We start from the raw sequence: 15,527 nt of genomic DNA, 5'->3' as shown, positions 1-15,527 counted from the left end.
GTCACGCCCCCCTCGCCATCACGACAACCCCGCTCATGATCAGCAATGTGCCGATGACCTTGGCTGCGGAGAAGGTGTCATTGAAGACGAGGCGGCCGAGCACGGCCGTTAGCACAAAGCCCAGTGCCACGAACGGATAGGCGAAACTGACCTGCACCTTGGATAGCACCATCAGCCAGACCGCCGCACTGCTGAAATACAGGAAAAGGCCGAGCAATATTAGGGGGTTGAGGGCAATATCGAGCAATGCTGATACTCGTGCCCCTCCTTCTGCGGTCACCTTCTGGACGGAAGGGGAGTCCATGCCGGCCTTGAGGGCGATCTGCGCAAAGGCGGATATCGTGACGCTAATCAGGATGAGCGCATAAACGTTTTTTACCAGGCTGAGATTTAACAAAGCGCCCTCCCCCGAGTTTGTGTCGCATGCTATTTGTGTAGCAGTGACATTGGATTGCGTCAATTCGGCAGGAAACTCTCTCGGCCGGAACATCAAAGCAGGAGGGAACAGGAAATTTTAGCTCCCAGTAGCCAAACAACTTTGGTCGGCCCTTGAGCAAGGAGAAGGAGAGCGAGAAATGTCAGCAAAGTCGAAAGCGGGGACGCTATTCGCGTGGCCACCGTGCTCAACGGTCATGCAGCGATTTCTGCTGACCTGGCGCTGCGCTTGGAACTCGCCGGTATAAGCACCGGCCGCCAGTGGCTGGCCATGAAGGCAGCCTATGACTTGTGGCAGGCCGAACACCGAGGGCAACCGAATATCGTACGTTTGCATGAAGTGCCAGCGTAACCCATGAGTAACCACGACCAGAAACGACAAGGGCCTGCATCGCTGCAAGCCCTTGTTTTGTATAGAATTCTTTAAAATATAAAGCTAAATATAGGCGGACATGAAGTCCGGTTCTTTGGAATGGGGTATTTACGCGGCAGTAAATTCTACCGGGAAAGGAATCGCAGCCTGGGCTGTTTGCAATTTGGTCAGGGTTTCACGCACCACTTCCTTGGCAAGGCAGGCGCATTTGCCGCATTGGCTGGCTACGCCGGTAGCTTGGCGGACTTCCTTGTAGCTGCAGCAACCTTCATAGATTGCTTCGCGGATTTGTCCGTCGGTGACGCCAGTGCAGAGGCAGACATACATAACTGAAACCGTCGCTGGTTATGACTCAATTGCGATGGATCTTAATGTTAACGAGAATGATTGTCAAAGTGGTTTCTGAAAGCTTTGCGTTATAAGCGAGGGTGACTGACGAACGGTTTTCCTCGGGCAATCTGCCAGTAAGCGTGTCGCCGGGAATTTGGCCTGTCGGTGAAAATCCGTTGAGGACAGCTCAAAAACGCAGTGTATGATGGCCGGTCCTTATGAAGCGGGTGGGTGTCACAGGGCTGTCGCCTGAGGGTGGCAGGCTGGCGCAAACCCGGAACTTCACGTTTTTACACCAGGAGATATTCAATGAGCGTACTCGTAGGCAAGCAAGCCCCTGACTTCACCGTACCGGCCGTACTCGGCAATGGCGAAATCGTCGACAGCTTCACCCTGTCGTCGGCCATCAAAGGCAAATACGGCCTGGTGTTCTTCTACCCGTTGGACTTCACCTTCGTTTGCCCATCCGAGCTGATCGCTCTGGACAACCGCATGTCCGACTTCAAGGCACGCAACGTTGAAGTGATCGCTGTTTCGATCGACTCGCACTTCACCCACAACGCGTGGCGCAACACCCCGGTCAACAATGGCGGCATCGGCGAAGTTCGCTACACCATGGCAGCCGACCTGAAGCACGAAATCGCCAAGGCCTACGATGTTGAATCCGAAGGCGGCGTGGCTTTCCGTGGCGCGTTCCTGATCGACGACAAAGGCGTTGTCCGTTCGCAGATCATCAACGACCTGCCGCTGGGCCGTAACATCGAAGAGCTGATCCGTCTGGTCGACGCTCTGCAATTCCACGAAGAGCACGGCGAAGTTTGCCCTGCCAACTGGAAAAAAGGCGACAAAGGCATGACCGCTTCGACCGAAGGCGTCGCGGCTTACCTGACCGAGAATGCTGCTGCCCTGTAAGGCGCATTCGAGGCACAAAAAAACCGGCCGTTGAGGCCGGTTTTTTTATGGGCGGAGAAGCGGTGATTCCTGTAGGAGCCGGCTTGCTGGCGATCCAGGCACCTCGGTAATCAGACAAACCACGGTGGCTGAATCGCCAGCAAGCCGGCTCCTACGAAAAGCCGATCAGTCGTTGTAGTCTTCCCAGCCGCCCATCTGTTTCCAGCGATTGACGATGCCGCAGAACAGCTCGGCCGTCTTCTCGGTGTCGTAGCGAGCCGAGTGAGCCTCGCGACCGTCGAAGTCGATATCGGCGGCCTGACAGGCTTTCGCCAGCACCGTCTGACCGTACGCCAGACCGGCCAGGGTGGCCGTGTCGAAGCTGGAGAACGGATGAAACGGATTGCGCTTCATGTCCAGGCGCGCAACCGCCGCATTCAGGAAGCCCAGATCGAAGCTGCTGTTGTGCCCGACCAGAATCGCCCGCTTGCAGCCGTTGGCTTTCAACGCCTTGCGGATGCCACGGAAGATATCGGTCAGCGCCGCTTCTTCACTCACCGCCATGCGCAGCGGGTGATCGAGTTTGATCCCGGTGAACTCCAGCGCGGCCGCTTCGATGTTGGCGCCTTCAAAAGGCTCGACGCGGAAGAAGTAGGTGTGGTCAGGGTAGACAAAACCCTTCTCGTCCATGGCGATCGTGGTAGCGGCTATTTCCAGCAAAGCGTCAGTGGCAGAGTTGAAACCACCGGTTTCAACGTCGACAACGACTGGCAGGTATCCACGGAATCGAGCTGCCATCGGGTGGCGTGGACCACCTCCGCCGCCTTGACCGTCCTGTTCGTCGTCGTAATGGTCTTCACTCACGCGTGTTCCTCCAGCAGGCGCCAGCGCAGTTTTTCACCGGCGCGCAGCGGGATAACGGTCAGCTCGCCAAATGGCAGGCTGGTTGGGGCGGTCCACTCGTCGCGGACCAGAGTAATGCGATCGGTGTTCACCGGCAGGCCATAGAAGCGCGGGCCGTTGAGGCTGGCGAAGGCTTCGAGCTTGTCCAGTGCGTTACGTTGTTCGAACGCTTCGGCGTACATCTCGATCGCTGCATAAGCGGTGTAGCAACCGGCACAGCCGCACGCGGCTTCTTTGGCATGCTGGGCGTGAGGCGCCGAGTCGGTGCCGAGGAAGAACTTTTCGCTGCCGCTGGTGGCGGCGTCGAGCAGGGCTTCCTGGTGCGTATTGCGCTTGAGGATCGGCAGGCAATAGAAGTGCGGCCGAATCCCGCCCACCAGCATGTGGTTGCGGTTGTACAAGAGGTGATGCGCGGTGATGGTCGCCCCAACGTTGGCCGAAGCCTCGTTGACGAACTGCACGGCGTCCGCGGTGGTGATGTGTTCGAACACCACTTTGAGCGTCGGGAAACGCTCGACCACTCGACGCATGTGCTCATCGATGAAGATTTTTTCGCGGTCGAACACGTCGACATCGCCACGGGTGACTTCACCGTGAACCAACAAAGGCATCCCGACTTCGGCCATGGCCTCAAGCGCAGGGAAGATCTTGTCGATGCTGGTGACGCCAGAGTCCGAGTTGGTGGTCGCGCCGGCCGGATACAACTTGGCGGCATGAATGAACCCGCTGGCCTTGGCCTCACGAATTTCTTCGGGCTGGGTGCGGTCGGTCAGGTAAAGGACCATCAACGGTTCGAAACGGCTGCCAGCCGGACGTGCAGCGAGAATCCGCTGGCGATAGCCGTCGGCTTCAGCGGCGTTGCGCACCGGAGGTACCAGGTTGGGCATGATGATGGCGCGACCAAAGGTGCGCGCGACATCCGCAACGGTATTGGTCAACACGGCACCATCGCGAAGATGAATATGCCAGTCGTCGGGACGCAGCAGGGTCAGGCGGTCGGACATGAGGGGATTCCAGGCGGGTCAAACTGAAGGGAATGCTACCGGAAAAGACTCTCTCAGGCACTCGCTATCAAGTTTTGCAGGAAGCTTCCGATATCCAACAGGTATGCCGTAAACATGTGTGTGTCGGTCTTTTTGTTGTAGAAGCCAGTGGAGCCTCCCGTGCGCCAGCGTTATTTAGCCTTGCTCAGCGTGTTTGCCAGCCTTCCCGCGATGGCGCTCACTTTCCAGACCCGTCTGGAGAGCATCGAGTGGACGGTCGAAGGGGACAAGTTCGAGTGCCGCCTGACTCAGCCGATCACCGATTTCGGTTCGGGTGAGTTCGTGCGCCGCGCCGGCGAGCAGGCGACGTTTCGTCTGAAAGCCTATAACTCGATGGTCGGCGGCGGCTCGGCGACCCTGCTGGCAGCCGCAGCGCCCTGGCAGCCGGGGCGGGGCGACATCAATCTGGGCTCCGTGCGGATTGGCAGCGGCAATGTGCTGTTCAACAGTTCGCAAGTTCAGGCCGGACGCTTGATCAGTGGCCTGATGGATGGGCGCAGCCCGGTCGTTCGACATTATTCGGGCGATGGCCGGGTGTCGGAAGTGCGGTTGTTGCCGGTCAAGTTCAGCAAGGCGTTCAACGATTATCAAAGCTGTGTGGCGAAGCTGCTGCCGAAGAATTTCGAGCAAGTCAAACAAACGCAGATCGGCTTTCCCGGCGACGGCCTGGATCTCGACGCACAGGCCAAGGCTCAGTTGCAGGTCATGCTGGAGTTCATGAAGGCCGATCCGACGGTCAATCACATCGAACTCGACGGCCACTCCGACAACAGTGGCAATCGCCTGGCCAATCGTGACCTGTCGCGGCGTCGGGCCCTGGCGGTCATGGAGTTCTTCAAGGCCAACGGTTTTCAGGAATCGCAGATCACCGTGCGTTTTCACGGCGAGCGTTATCCGTTGGCACCCAACACCAATGCCGCCAATCGGGCGAAGAACCGTCGGGTCAATGTGCACCTGGCGCGGGTCGCACCCACCGAGCAGCCGGCGTCTCAGACAACCGCATCGGCGAGCCCCGCGAAGACATACTGAACCGGCTGTCATCGTCGCCCGCTCGACATAATCTGTCGCTTCGTCGTCATAAGCTGTCGCGCCTCTGTAAATTATCCTGCATGACCGGTAGACTTGACGGCTTTCCGTAGAACCCCGTGGAGTGATGGCATGGCGGACGTAAACAAGGTCGTTCTGGCGTATTCCGGCGGCCTGGACACTTCGGTGATCCTCAAGTGGCTGCAGGATACTTATAACTGTGAAGTGGTGACCTTTACCGCTGACCTGGGTCAGGGCGAAGAGGTCGAGCCGGCTCGCGCCAAGGCTCAGGCCATGGGCGTAAAAGAAATCTACATCGACGATCTGCGCGAAGAATTCGTGCGTGACTTCGTATTCCCGATGTTCCGCGCCAACACCGTTTACGAAGGCGAGTACCTGCTGGGTACTTCCATCGCTCGTCCGTTGATCGCCAAACGCCTGATCGAAATCGCCAACGAAACCGGCGCTGACGCCATTTCCCACGGTGCCACCGGCAAGGGTAACGACCAGGTTCGTTTCGAACTGGGCGCTTATGCCTTGAAGCCAGGTGTGAAAGTGATCGCTCCGTGGCGCGAATGGGACCTGCTCTCCCGTGAAAAGCTGATGGATTACGCTGAAAAGCACGCGATCCCGATCGAGCGTCATGGCAAGAAAAAATCCCCGTACTCGATGGATGCCAACCTGCTGCACATCTCCTATGAAGGCGGCGTGCTGGAAGACACCTGGACCGAGCACGAAGAAGACATGTGGAAATGGACCGTCTCCCCGGAGAAGGCTCCAGACAAGGCGCAGTACCTGGAACTGACCTACCGCAACGGCGACATCGTTGCACTGGACGGCGTCGAAATGACTCCGGCCACCGTGCTGGCGACTCTGAACCGTATCGGTGGCGAACACGGTATCGGCCGTCTCGACATCGTCGAGAACCGTTACGTGGGCATGAAGTCCCGTGGCTGCTACGAAACCCCTGGCGGCACCATCATGCTGCGCGCCCACCGTGCGATCGAATCGATCACGCTGGACCGCGAAGTGGCTCACCTCAAAGACGAGCTGATGCCTAAATACGCCAGCCTGATCTACACCGGTTACTGGTGGAGCCCTGAGCGTCTGATGCTGCAACAGATGATCGATGCGTCCCAGGCTCACGTGAACGGCGTCGTGCGCCTGAAGCTGTACAAGGGCAACGTGATCGTCACTGGCCGCAAGTCCGACGAATCGTTGTTCGATGCCAACATCGCGACCTTCGAGGAAGATGGCGGCGCCTACAACCAGGCCGACGCGGCGGGCTTCATCAAGCTCAACGCGCTGCGCATGCGTATCGCGGCAAACAAAGGTCGCAAGCTGTTCTGAGATCTTTGACACGCTGATGGAATGTGTGGCCTTGTCCAGGACAAGGCCACACATTTGAAAACAGGGATTTTCTGTCTGACATTGCGATTCAACATTCTTGTTGTTTTAAATACCTTCCTGCCCGCCCCCCCATTGATCCTAAAGAGCGACTGCCTGCTGTGTGTCAGCCCGGCAATATTGATCAATGACCGTCACGTCACGTGAACTCAAATTGTAAGCAATACAGAACGTTGCGCCGCTGCGTTTTTTTGCGTTTCGGCAAAACTTGAGTGCGCTTTCTTTCAGTAACGTCTCCGATTCGCCAACAACGAGAAACACGACAACGTGTGCCGGATTCCCCTTGGGCTGGCGAAGCTTTTCCAGAAGGGCGCGGAACTCATTTTTTTTGTTCATCCACCGCGCATCAATGATGTGCAGATCCTTGAGTGACTCAGGCAGCCGAATAGGGTACTGAGCCGAGAGACTTGGCTGTAAGCCGATCTCGTCGGGCGGACCTTGCGCGTTACCTGAACGCTCTGCGTTGTCCATCACCTTTATGAAATGCTTTCCCTTTTCAAAGTCGGAAGGCGCGTAAAGCGATCGATAATTGAAGTTAAGGGTGGCGAAGAAAAGAAAAAGCAAATAAAAGGGAAAGCTGATCAAAAACCAGATGTAGATCTCTTTATCTTCGTCATCGAGGAAGGGCAGAGAGATGGCGGCCGATGTTTCAGACAGTGTTGCGAATATCGCGATGACTGTCATGGGGTTGGTGATTCGTTGTTTGAGTTTTATCATATTTTTTACTCATATTAGTTCGTCTTTTCTCGTTGTGTTAGTTGGTGGTTGTTAGGGTGTTGAGTTTATATGGTAGCGATGGATTTATAGTTCGGATATATCTGTTTTGCTATTCGTTTATTGTTAATTGACTTTTGATGTAAGGTTTTGTGTTTGATGTTTCTGGTGTGATGGGCAGGCCGAAAAATATCAATTACCCTACAAGGGTAGACTAATCGTCGGCGTGTGTCGGATCATCTTGGTCATCTGTTGTTGTGTGGCGTGTTGGTTGTAAATAGAAACAAAAAACTGTTGAATGCTGAAATATCATGAGACAGATAAAGTTTCTGGCGCGCTGTGTTTCAAGATTTTTTGTAAGATTATTCCGCATTGTTTGTAGGGAATGTCTCTCGGTGTGGGTGGCCGGGGGGAGCGGCATGCCATGGGTGAAACGACTAGGCTATTGTGCGGGCTCTAAAAATTCGAACAGCGAAAATTGGACTTGCCCATGAATAAAGTGCTGATCGTGGATGATCACCCCGTCATTCGTCTTGCGGTACGTATGCTGATGGAGCGTCATGGCTACGAAGTCATTGCAGAAACAGATAATGGTGTGGATGCATTGCAACTAGCTCGTGAACATATGCCGGATATTGTCATCCTGGATATTGGAATACCCAAACTGGATGGACTGGAAGTCATTGCACGTCTGGCATCGGCAGCGATGCCAATGAAAGTACTGATATTAACTTCACAGGCTCCCGGGCATTTTTCGATGCGTTGCATGCAATCCGGTGCCGCAGGATATGTTTGCAAACAACAGGACCTCACTGAGTTGCTCAGTGCAATAAAGGCTGTATTGTCGGGCTACAGTTACTTTCCCAATCAAGCCTTGCATACCGTGCGCTCCAGTCTGGGGAATGCCAGTGAAGCCGATATGGTGGATCGTCTTTCGGGGCGGGAGATGATGGTCTTGCAGCAGTTGGCTCGCGGCAAGACCAACAAGGAAATTGCCGATGGAATGTTCCTCAGCAATAAAACCGTCAGTACTTACAAGACGCGGCTGTTGTTGAAACTCAATGCGCGGTCCCTGGTTGACCTGATCGAACTGGCTCAACGCAATGGGTTGGTATGACTGGGCCAGTGCTTGACGGGGCGTAAAGAGTGGGCGTTTTCAAGGTTTCGCACCTAGTAAAAAGCCTCCGTTTCGGGAGGCTTTCAGGTGTCATAGGTCAAAATCGTAATCGGCCAATTGCTTTTGCAGTCGGCGCTCCTCCAGCAGATTGTCGATGGTGCGGCGTTTGCTCAGGTTGGTCTTTGCCACTTCAACCACCGGTTCCGCGTCATCGGCCTCAACGGGTGTGAAGTCGTCTTCTACGTCCAATTGCTCTTTGCCAGTGCTCATAAGGTTAACTCCAGGCTAAGACTGCCTTTGGCGCTCCTTATATCGATAATCGCCTCGCGGGTAAAAAAGATTTTTTCAATCGATAAATCAAAAAACCTAATAGCGCCTCAATCGTCCGAAGTCTTGTGCTTGTATTCGCACAGGTCTTCTATCCGGCAACTGCCGCAGCGAGGCTTGCGAGCCAGGCAAACGTAGCGCCCATGAAGAATCAGCCAGTGATGGGAATCGAGCAGATATTCCTTCGGCACGAACTTCATCAGTTTTTTCTCGACCTCGACCACATTCTTGCCGGGAGCGATGCCAGTACGATTGCTGACCCGGAAAATATGCGTGTCCACGGCCATGGTCAGTTGGCGGAAAGCAGTATTGAGCACCACGTTGGCAGTCTTGCGGCCGACACCGGGCAACGCTTCCAGCTCTTCACGGGTCTGCGGCACTTCCCCGCCATGGCGTTCCACCAGCAAGCGGCAGGTCTCGATCACGTTTTTTGCCTTGCTGTTGAACAGGCCGATGGTCTTGATGTACTCGGACAGACCTTCCACGCCCAGCGCGTAAATCGCCTGCGGTGTATTGGCCACCGGGTAGAGCTTGGCGGTGGCTTTATTGACGCCGACATCGGTCGATTGTGCCGAGAGAATTACCGAGATCAGCAATTCGAATGGCGAGGAGTAGGCCAGTTCGGTCTTCGGCTCCGGGTTGTCTTCATGCAGCCTGCGGAAAATTTCCAGACGTTTTGCGGCATTCATGGGCAGTGCGTTTCCTCGAAAGCGATCAATGTGAGGGAGTCGGGCGGGGCCTGGCTTGCCAGGCGGCGATCAGCAGGCTCAGCAGAATGAATCCGCCAGGTGCCAACGTGGCCAGGCGCAAGCCTGCGTCGCCGAGGAGTTCGCGCAGCAGGCCCAAGCCGACCATCAGCGCGCCGAACAGGACACACAGGCGCAGGCGTTCACGCCATGTACTCTGGAAAAAACCGGTATGTTCCAACACGACGCACTGCAAAGCGATCAGTGCTGCATAAAACCCCGAATGCTGGTGCCATTGAAGTGACCAGACCTGCGCGGCGAGCTCTGCGCAACCGGTCAGCGTGGCCGCCAGCAGGACGCCTGCGAGCAAGCGGGACGCCGGGATCAGTCGGGATCGCAAGGCAGCCATGCTCGCACCAAACGCACTGATCACCACGATGAACATCAACCACACACCCAGTGCGGTCACTAACGAGTCAGTGGCGCCGATCAGCGGCGCGAGCATTAGCGAGTTCTGTAAATTCGCGGACTTATTCATGGCGGCCGCTCCCGATCAGCTGGCGCGAGTGTTCATCGAAGTAGCGCAGAGCCTCGTGGATCGCATTGATCACGCCTCTGGAGGTAATGGTCGCGCCAGCGATTTGATCAAATTGACCCTGATCTTTTTTCAACGCCCAATCGCTGTCGGCGGGTTCATTCAAGGATTTGCCAGTGAACGCCTGAAGCCAGGTATTGGGCCAGTCGGCGATACGCGCCCCCAGGCCCGGGGTTTCCGATTGTTTCAGGGTCTTGATCCCCAGCAACTTGCCGTTCGCGTCAATGGCGATCAGCAAGTCTATGGCGCCCGCATACCCGATCGTCTGGCTGCGCAGCAGGACCGCAACGGGTTGGCCGGCCTTGGTCGCGAGGTAGCCGCCCAGCAAGGTGCTGTTGGTCAACGCCAGGTTGCCGAGTTGCAGCGGCTGCTCCAGCGGTTGATTGTCGTAACTGTCGGAAGGCAGCAAGTCGAGCAGATTACGGCTGTCGATCCGTCGTTGTTCGGCTGCGATACGTGGCGCGCTGCTGTACTGCACAAGGTAGGTCGCGCCAATCCCCAGGCTTGCCAGCAACAGCAGAATCACAACGCTCGACGTTCGGCTCATGGCGAAAGCTGCTCCTGCCTGGACGCGACAAACCGCTCCAGCGCTGGCACGCAAAGATTCATCAACAACACTGCAAACGCAACGCCGTCCGGATAGCCGCCCCAAGTGCGAATCAGGTACGTCAGCAATCCCACGCCCGCACCGAACAGCAGTCGGGCGCCAGGGATTTTTGCGCCGGACACCGGCTCCGTGACGATAAAGAATGCGCCCAGCATGCTCGCGCCCGTGAGCAGATGAAACAGGGGGGAACCATGGGAGTCGGAGCCCGAGCCGTTCCAGCACAGCAGGCTGATGACGAACAGGCTGGCAAGCATGCCCACCGGCGCATGCCAGCTGAACACCTGCCGTTGCAGCAGAAACAAACCGCCCGCCAGAAACGCCAGGTTGACCCATTCCACGCCGCGCGCGCCGAAGTGACCGAACGCCGGATTGCTGGCGAAGAGTTCGTCCATGGTCAGGCTTTTGTTGATTCGCAAGCTGTCCAGCGCCGTGGCCTGGACCCACGCATCCGGCGTCTGGCTGAGGCTGAAACCGAACACTTGCTGCAGACCACCGAGCAGGTCCATGCCGTGGGACGAAGGCCAGTGAGTCATTGGTTGGGGAAAGGTCACCAGCACCAAAGCGAAACCAAGCATCGCCGGGTTGAACGGGTTTTTCCCCACGCCGCCATACAGTTGTTTGCCGAGCAGTGCGAATGCCGCGGCGCAGACCGTCAGCCACCATGGGCAATACGGCGGCAAAGCCAGGGCCAGCAACGTCGCACTGACCAGCGCGCTGCCATCGCTCAAGGTCGGTTTGATCTGGCGTTTGCGCAGCCATAACACTGCCGCTTCAACGGCCAGCGCGGTAACGCCGGCCAGGATCAAATTGATCAACACGCCCCAGCCATACAACCAGAACAGCACCAGCATTCCCGGCACGGTGGCCAGCAACACCAGCTTCATGGCCTGCTGAAGGCGCTCGTCGACCGATTCAAGGGGTGACATAGGCATCCACCTGACGCTCGGCTTCTTGCAGGCGGGCGCGTGCCTTGTCCATTACCTCGGCGGGGGTGTCAGTGCGACGTTCGAGTTTGCTGACATCGGCGCGAGCGTAGGCCAATTCGGTTTTCAGCTGTCGAAGCTGGCTGTCGATGGGGCGTTTTTCTATACGCGCCAGGTCAGGTAAAGGCTGCTCGCTTGCAGTTTCTGCCGCGTGCAGGGCTTTTTCAGCGTCGCCGAGTGCATGCTCCAGGGCTTCGATTTGCTCGGCCGGCGCGTCACTGGTTTGTGCTTTCTTGAGTTCGGCGCGGCGCATGGCCAACCGTATTTTCGCCCGCTTCAGATCCGCGTCCTTCACTGGCGCCGCCGGCGCAGCGGCGGGTGGTGCGCTGTTTTCCAACTGCGCCAAGGCGTGTTCAGCGGCGTCGAATTGCTGTTGCAGGACGATCAGTTGCGACTGCTGTTCGAAGGTCGGCGGATGGCCGAACGCCTTGAGCGATTTGTTCAGTTGTGCGCGGCTCATCGCCAGATCGATTTTGGCTTTCTTCAACGCCGCATCGGCATTGGCCGCTTTCTGCGCACGAACTCTCTCCAGCGCGGCTTGAACCGGGTCGAGCGTTGTCACTTCACTGTGCTGCTGTTGCGCGGCGCGATGTGCCCGGGCCTGACGTTCGGCGAGTTTCTGTTCTTCTTCGCGGTGCAAGCGGGCGTTGCGCTGTTCAAAGCGACGCCGGGCGTGATTGCGTTTGGCGGTACGCGCCTGTTGTTCTTCAGGGCTGAACGCCAGGCCGCCGACAATCGGCAACACCGTGGCCAGCGGCAACGGCCGCATTTCGATGCAGTCCACCGGGCAAGGAGCCACGCAAAGGTCGCAACCGGTGCATTCGTCGATGATCACCGTGTGCATCAATTTCGCTGCGCCGACGATGGCGTCTACCGGGCACGCCTGAATGCACTTGGTGCAACCGATGCACTCGGCTTCGCGGATGTAGGCGATTTGCGCCGGGGCCGAACCGCGACTGACGTCCAGCTCCAGCACCGGCACTTTCAGCAACTCAGCCAGGGCCGCGATGGTTTCGCTGCCGCCGGGCGGGCATTTGTTGATCGGCTCGCCGCTGGCGATGCCTTCTGCGTACGGCTTGCATCCGGGGTGACCACATTTGCCGCACTGGGTCTGCGGCAAGAGGGCGTCGATGCGTTGAATCAGACTCATGTTTTGATCAGTCCGCTGAAACCGAGAAAAGCCACTGCGATCAGTCCGGCGCCGATCAGGTCGATCGGCAGGCCGCGAAAGGGCAGGGGAACATCGTTATCGAGGGTGCGCTGGCGCAAGTCGCTGAACAGACTCAGCACCAGCCAGAACCCCAGCCCGGCGCCGAGGCTCAGGGCTGTGGCGTGGAAAAAACCGTGGTTTTCCTGGGCGTTGATCAGCGCCAGACCAAGCACGCCGGCATTGCCGAGCAGCAGCGGCCAGAGCCCTTCGAACGAAAGCGTCGAAAACACTTTCGGCAGCAGCTTCAGCAGCGGTGTGATCAACAACACGCTCAGCGGCAGAAACGCGAACAAACGCAGCGAAGTCAGCTCCAGCGGCGCCAGCAGCCAGTAATAGAGCGCGTAGCCGAGCATTCCGACGATCAGCATCAGGCACGTCGTCGCAATGCCCAGCGCATGCACCTGACGGCGCTCGGAGCCCAGCAGCGGATCGACGCCCAGCGGCCAGTGCAACACGACGTTGTTGATCAGGGCAGCGCTGATAAGCGTAAGAAGCATCTCGGTCATGATCGTGCCGGAAGAAAGAAGCCTTGCTAACAAGGTTAGGCATTATCCGGCAAGGAAGGAGGGGGGGCCAGACATGAAAATCCCACAGTCGCGTCGGGCACGACTGTGGGATCGGTTTGCCGCAGGATCTTACTTGATACGCTGACCTGGCTTGGCACCGCTGTCGGGGCTGAGCAGGTAGATTTCTTCACCGCCAGGACCGGCCGCCATCACCATGCCTTCGGAGATGCCGAACTTCATTTTCCGCGGCTTGAGGTTGGCGATCATCATGGTCAGGCGACCATCGAGCTTGGACGGATCCGGGTAAGCGCTCTTGATCCCGGAGAACACGTTGCGTTGCTCGTCACCGATGTCGAGGGTCAGGCGCAACAGCTTGTCGGCGCCTTCCACGGCTTCGGCCTTAATGATCAGCGCCACGCGCAGGTCGACGGCGGCAAAGGTGTCGAAGTCGATTTCCGGCGACAGCGGATCCTTCGCCAGTTCGCCATTGCCGGCAGGTGCAGCTTCGCCGGTGTCGGTCTGGCTGGCGGTCAGGTCTTCTTTCGAAGCGTCGGTCATGGCTTGCACTTTCACCGGGTCGATGCGGGTCATCAGCGGCTTGAACTCGTTCAACTGATGGTTGCTGAGCAAAGTCGCGTGATCGTTCCAGGTCAGCGGCGCGACGTTGAGGAACGCCTCTGCATCGGCGGCCAACAGTGGCAGCACCGGTTTGAGGAAGATCACCAGTTGGCGGAACAGGTTGATGCCCAGCGCGCAGATCGCCTGGACTTCGTCGTGCTTGCCTTCCTGTTTGTTCAGCGACCAAGGCGCCTTGTCGGCGATCCAGGCGTTGGCGCGGTCGGCCAGGCCCATGATTTCGCGCATGGCACGGGCAAAGTCGCGAGCCTCGTAGGCTTCGGCAATGCTTGGCGCTGCGGCGAGGAAGGCTTCGGTCAGTTCTGGCGCGGCGTTGCCGGCCACCAGCACGCCGGCGTTGCCTTTGTGGATGAAACCGGCGCAGCGGCTGGCGATGTTGACGACTTTGCCGACGAGGTCGGAGTTGACCTTCTGCACGAAGTCTTCGAGGTTCAGGTCGAGGTCGTCGACGCCACGTCCCAGCTTGGCCGCGTAGTAGTAACGCAGGTATTCCGGCGACAGGTGATCGAGGTAGGTCCGGGCCTTGATGAAGGTGCCGCGGGACTTGGACATTTTCTGACCGTTGACGGTCAGGTAGCCGTGCACGTTGATGCCGGTCGGTTTACGGAAACCGGCGCCTTCGAGCATCGCTGGCCAGAAGAGGGCGTGGAAGTTGACGATGTCCTTGCCGATGAAGTGGTACAGCTCGGCGGTGGAATCCTTGCCCCAGAACGCATCGAAATCCAGCTCCGGCGTGCGGTTGCACAGGTTCTTGAAGCTGGCCATGTAACCGATTGGCGCGTCCAGCCAGACGTAGAAGTACTTGCCCGGCTCGCCTGGGATTTCGAAACCGAAGTACGGCGCATCGCGGGAGATGTCCCACTGTTGCAGGCCGGCATCCAGCCATTCGGCGATCTTGTTCGCGACGGCGTCTTGCAGCGTGCCGCTGCGGGTCCAGGTTTGCAGCATTTCCTGGAAGTCCGGCAGTTTGAAGAAGAAGTGCTGGGAATCCTTGAGCACCGGGGTGGCGCCAGAGATGGCCGACTTCGGATCCTTCAAGTCAGTCGGTGCGTAGGTCGCGCCGCATTTCTCGCAGTTGTCGCCGTACTGGTCTTCGGTGCCGCATTTCGGGCAGGTGCCCTTGATGAAGCGGTCGGCCAGGAACATTTTCTTTTCCGGGTCGAAATACTGCGTGATCGAGCGCGTGGCGATGTGCCCGGCGTCGCGCAGCTTCAGGTAGATCTGGCTCGACAGCTCACGGTTTTCTTCGGCGTGAGTGGAGTGGAAATTGTCGAAGTCCACCAGGAACTCGGCAAAGTCGGCGCTGTGTTCAGCCTGGACGTTGGCGATCAGTTGTTCCGGGGTGATGCCTTCCTTTTCCGCGCGCAGCATGATCGCCGAACCGTGGGCGTCGTCGGCGCAGACATAAATGCATTGGTTGCCGCGGTGCTTCTGGAAGCGCACCCACATATCGGTCTGGATGTATTCCAGCATGTGGCCAAGATGGATCGAACCATTGGCATAGGGCAGGGCGCTGGTGACGAGGATCTTGCGTGGCTCGGACATGGGGCTCGGCTACTTGATGAAACGGAGGTCGGCCACTATAAAGCGCCGGCGCATATTTTTCACCCCGTGCGCCTGTTTCATTGGATGACTGACGTGGATTCATGCGATGCGCCGCGTTCCTGTAGGAGCCCGGCTTGCCGGCGATGGCGCCTTCAAGTCAGCTATCGCCGGCAAGTCAGCTATCGCCGGCAAG

18 protein-coding genes are annotated in these 15,527 nt (G+C 57.8%); 5 read left to right on the top strand and 13 right to left on the bottom strand.

Annotated elements, in window-relative coordinates; all coding sequences use genetic code 11:
• Position 1: 1 nt before the first annotated feature.
• Positions 2-397 carry a hypothetical protein gene (locus tag IB254_RS09810; RefSeq protein WP_225602302.1) on the bottom strand — a complete coding sequence of 132 codons (396 nt, stop codon included), beginning with the start codon at positions 395-397 and terminating at the stop codon, positions 2-4.
• A gap of 213 nt (positions 398-610) precedes the next feature.
• On the opposite strand from IB254_RS09810, the gene IB254_RS09805 reads away from it, so the two are divergent.
• A complete protein-coding gene (locus tag IB254_RS09805) occupies positions 611-787 on the top strand; it encodes a hypothetical protein (RefSeq protein ID WP_192417154.1) in 177 nt (58 codons plus the stop codon).
• A gap of 129 nt (positions 788-916) precedes the next feature.
• On the opposite strand, the gene IB254_RS09800 is transcribed toward IB254_RS09805, so the two are convergent.
• A complete protein-coding gene (locus tag IB254_RS09800; protein ID WP_008032160.1) occupies positions 917-1,135 on the bottom strand; it encodes a bacterioferritin-associated ferredoxin in 219 nt (72 codons plus the stop codon).
• A gap of 312 nt (positions 1,136-1,447) precedes the next feature.
• Between IB254_RS09800 and IB254_RS09795 the strand changes: the two genes are divergently transcribed.
• A complete protein-coding gene (locus IB254_RS09795) occupies positions 1,448-2,050 on the top strand; it encodes a peroxiredoxin (protein WP_064679479.1) in 603 nt (200 codons plus the stop codon).
• Between the two features lie 165 nt (positions 2,051-2,215).
• Here IB254_RS09795 and rnt read toward each other — a convergent pair whose 3' ends face one another.
• Together rnt and pyrC are read right to left on the bottom strand one after the other, a co-directional pair.
• A complete protein-coding gene (gene rnt, locus IB254_RS09790) occupies positions 2,216-2,893 on the bottom strand; it encodes a ribonuclease T (protein ID WP_008036438.1) in 678 nt (225 codons plus the stop codon).
• On the bottom strand, positions 2,890-3,936 hold the full coding sequence (gene pyrC, locus IB254_RS09785) for a dihydroorotase (RefSeq protein ID WP_008036439.1): 1,047 nt from the start codon (positions 3,934-3,936) through the stop codon (positions 2,890-2,892). The genes rnt and pyrC overlap by 4 nt, the downstream gene beginning before the upstream one ends.
• Before the next feature lie 159 nt (positions 3,937-4,095).
• Between pyrC and IB254_RS09780 the strand changes: the two genes are divergently transcribed.
• Together IB254_RS09780 and IB254_RS09775 are read left to right on the top strand one after the other, a co-directional pair.
• The gene (locus tag IB254_RS09780; protein ID WP_192417153.1) at positions 4,096-5,004 is read left to right on the top strand and encodes a flagellar protein MotY; all 909 of its coding nucleotides are present in this window, start codon (positions 4,096-4,098) and stop codon (positions 5,002-5,004) included.
• Positions 5,005-5,133: 129 nt separating this feature from the next.
• A complete protein-coding gene (locus IB254_RS09775) occupies positions 5,134-6,351 on the top strand; it encodes an argininosuccinate synthase (protein WP_008032151.1) in 1,218 nt (405 codons plus the stop codon).
• Between the two features lie 138 nt (positions 6,352-6,489).
• On the opposite strand, the gene IB254_RS09770 is transcribed toward IB254_RS09775, so the two are convergent.
• The gene (locus IB254_RS09770) at positions 6,490-7,125 is read right to left on the bottom strand and encodes a hypothetical protein (RefSeq protein WP_192417152.1); all 636 of its coding nucleotides are present in this window, start codon (positions 7,123-7,125) and stop codon (positions 6,490-6,492) included.
• 487 nt (positions 7,126-7,612) lie between these two features.
• On the opposite strand from IB254_RS09770, the gene IB254_RS09765 reads away from it, so the two are divergent.
• Positions 7,613-8,239 carry a response regulator transcription factor gene (locus tag IB254_RS09765; protein ID WP_008032148.1) on the top strand — a complete coding sequence of 209 codons (627 nt, stop codon included), beginning with the start codon at positions 7,613-7,615 and terminating at the stop codon, positions 8,237-8,239.
• Positions 8,240-8,329: 90 nt separating this feature from the next.
• On the opposite strand, the gene IB254_RS09760 is transcribed toward IB254_RS09765, so the two are convergent.
• From IB254_RS09760 to metG, 8 genes are all read right to left on the bottom strand, one after another.
• Complete coding sequence (locus IB254_RS09760; protein ID WP_007898493.1) at positions 8,330-8,509, bottom strand: PA3496 family putative envelope integrity protein; 180 nt, start codon at positions 8,507-8,509, stop codon at positions 8,330-8,332.
• Between the two features lie 107 nt (positions 8,510-8,616).
• Positions 8,617-9,255, bottom strand: a complete 639-nt coding sequence (gene nth / locus IB254_RS09755; protein ID WP_008032146.1) for an endonuclease III — start codon at positions 9,253-9,255, stop codon at positions 8,617-8,619.
• Positions 9,256-9,280: 25 nt separating this feature from the next.
• Positions 9,281-9,790, bottom strand: a complete 510-nt coding sequence (locus tag IB254_RS09750; RefSeq protein WP_192417151.1) for an Rnf-Nqr domain containing protein — start codon at positions 9,788-9,790, stop codon at positions 9,281-9,283.
• Positions 9,783-10,394, bottom strand: a complete 612-nt coding sequence (locus IB254_RS09745; RefSeq protein ID WP_192417150.1) for an RnfABCDGE type electron transport complex subunit G — start codon at positions 10,392-10,394, stop codon at positions 9,783-9,785. Before IB254_RS09745 ends, IB254_RS09750 begins: the two co-directional genes overlap by 8 nt.
• Positions 10,391-11,380, bottom strand: coding sequence for an RnfABCDGE type electron transport complex subunit D (locus IB254_RS09740; RefSeq protein ID WP_192417149.1), 990 nt, complete (start codon positions 11,378-11,380; stop codon positions 10,391-10,393). Before IB254_RS09740 ends, IB254_RS09745 begins: the two co-directional genes overlap by 4 nt.
• On the bottom strand, positions 11,367-12,587 hold the full coding sequence (rsxB, locus tag IB254_RS09735) for an electron transport complex subunit RsxB (RefSeq protein WP_192417148.1): 1,221 nt from the start codon (positions 12,585-12,587) through the stop codon (positions 11,367-11,369). The genes IB254_RS09740 and rsxB overlap by 14 nt, the downstream gene beginning before the upstream one ends.
• Complete coding sequence (locus tag IB254_RS09730) at positions 12,584-13,153, bottom strand: electron transport complex protein RnfA (RefSeq protein WP_192417147.1); 570 nt, start codon at positions 13,151-13,153, stop codon at positions 12,584-12,586. The genes rsxB and IB254_RS09730 overlap by 4 nt, the downstream gene beginning before the upstream one ends.
• Positions 13,154-13,282: 129 nt before the next feature.
• Entirely contained in the window at positions 13,283-15,334 is a 2,052-nt protein-coding gene (gene metG, locus IB254_RS09725) for a methionine--tRNA ligase (RefSeq protein WP_192417146.1), read from the bottom strand.
• Positions 15,335-15,527 lie beyond the last annotated feature (193 nt).

This window comes from Pseudomonas sp. PDM03, assembly GCF_014852385.1.
Taxonomy (GTDB): Bacteria; Pseudomonadota; Gammaproteobacteria; order Pseudomonadales; family Pseudomonadaceae; genus Aquipseudomonas; species Aquipseudomonas migulae.
This window is presented reverse-complemented; position numbering and strand designations above follow the sequence as displayed.

Excerpts from the sequence above, each read along its gene's own strand:
- IB254_RS09800 (WP_008032160.1), bottom strand. The coding sequence starts at position 1,135 with ATGTATGTCTGCCTCTGCACTGGCGTCACCGACGGACAAATCCGCGAA.
- IB254_RS09795 (WP_064679479.1), top strand. The coding sequence starts at position 1,448 with ATGAGCGTACTCGTAGGCAAGCAAGCCCCTGACTTCACCGTACCGGCC.
- pyrC (WP_008036439.1), bottom strand. The coding sequence starts at position 3,936 with ATGTCCGACCGCCTGACCCTGCTGCGTCCCGACGACTGGCATATTCAT.
- IB254_RS09775 (WP_008032151.1), top strand. The coding sequence starts at position 5,134 with ATGGCGGACGTAAACAAGGTCGTTCTGGCGTATTCCGGCGGCCTGGAC.
- IB254_RS09770 (WP_192417152.1), bottom strand. The coding sequence starts at position 7,125 with ATGATAAAACTCAAACAACGAATCACCAACCCCATGACAGTCATCGCG.
- IB254_RS09765 (WP_008032148.1), top strand. The coding sequence starts at position 7,613 with ATGAATAAAGTGCTGATCGTGGATGATCACCCCGTCATTCGTCTTGCG.
- IB254_RS09760 (WP_007898493.1), bottom strand. The coding sequence starts at position 8,509 with ATGAGCACTGGCAAAGAGCAATTGGACGTAGAAGACGACTTCACACCC.
- nth (WP_008032146.1), bottom strand. The coding sequence starts at position 9,255 with ATGAATGCCGCAAAACGTCTGGAAATTTTCCGCAGGCTGCATGAAGAC.
- IB254_RS09750 (WP_192417151.1), bottom strand. The coding sequence starts at position 9,790 with ATGAATAAGTCCGCGAATTTACAGAACTCGCTAATGCTCGCGCCGCTG.
- IB254_RS09745 (WP_192417150.1), bottom strand. The coding sequence starts at position 10,394 with ATGAGCCGAACGTCGAGCGTTGTGATTCTGCTGTTGCTGGCAAGCCTG.
- IB254_RS09740 (WP_192417149.1), bottom strand. The coding sequence starts at position 11,380 with ATGTCACCCCTTGAATCGGTCGACGAGCGCCTTCAGCAGGCCATGAAG.
- rsxB (WP_192417148.1), bottom strand. The coding sequence starts at position 12,587 with ATGAGTCTGATTCAACGCATCGACGCCCTCTTGCCGCAGACCCAGTGC.
- IB254_RS09730 (WP_192417147.1), bottom strand. The coding sequence starts at position 13,153 with ATGACCGAGATGCTTCTTACGCTTATCAGCGCTGCCCTGATCAACAAC.
- metG (WP_192417146.1), bottom strand. The coding sequence starts at position 15,334 with ATGTCCGAGCCACGCAAGATCCTCGTCACCAGCGCCCTGCCCTATGCC.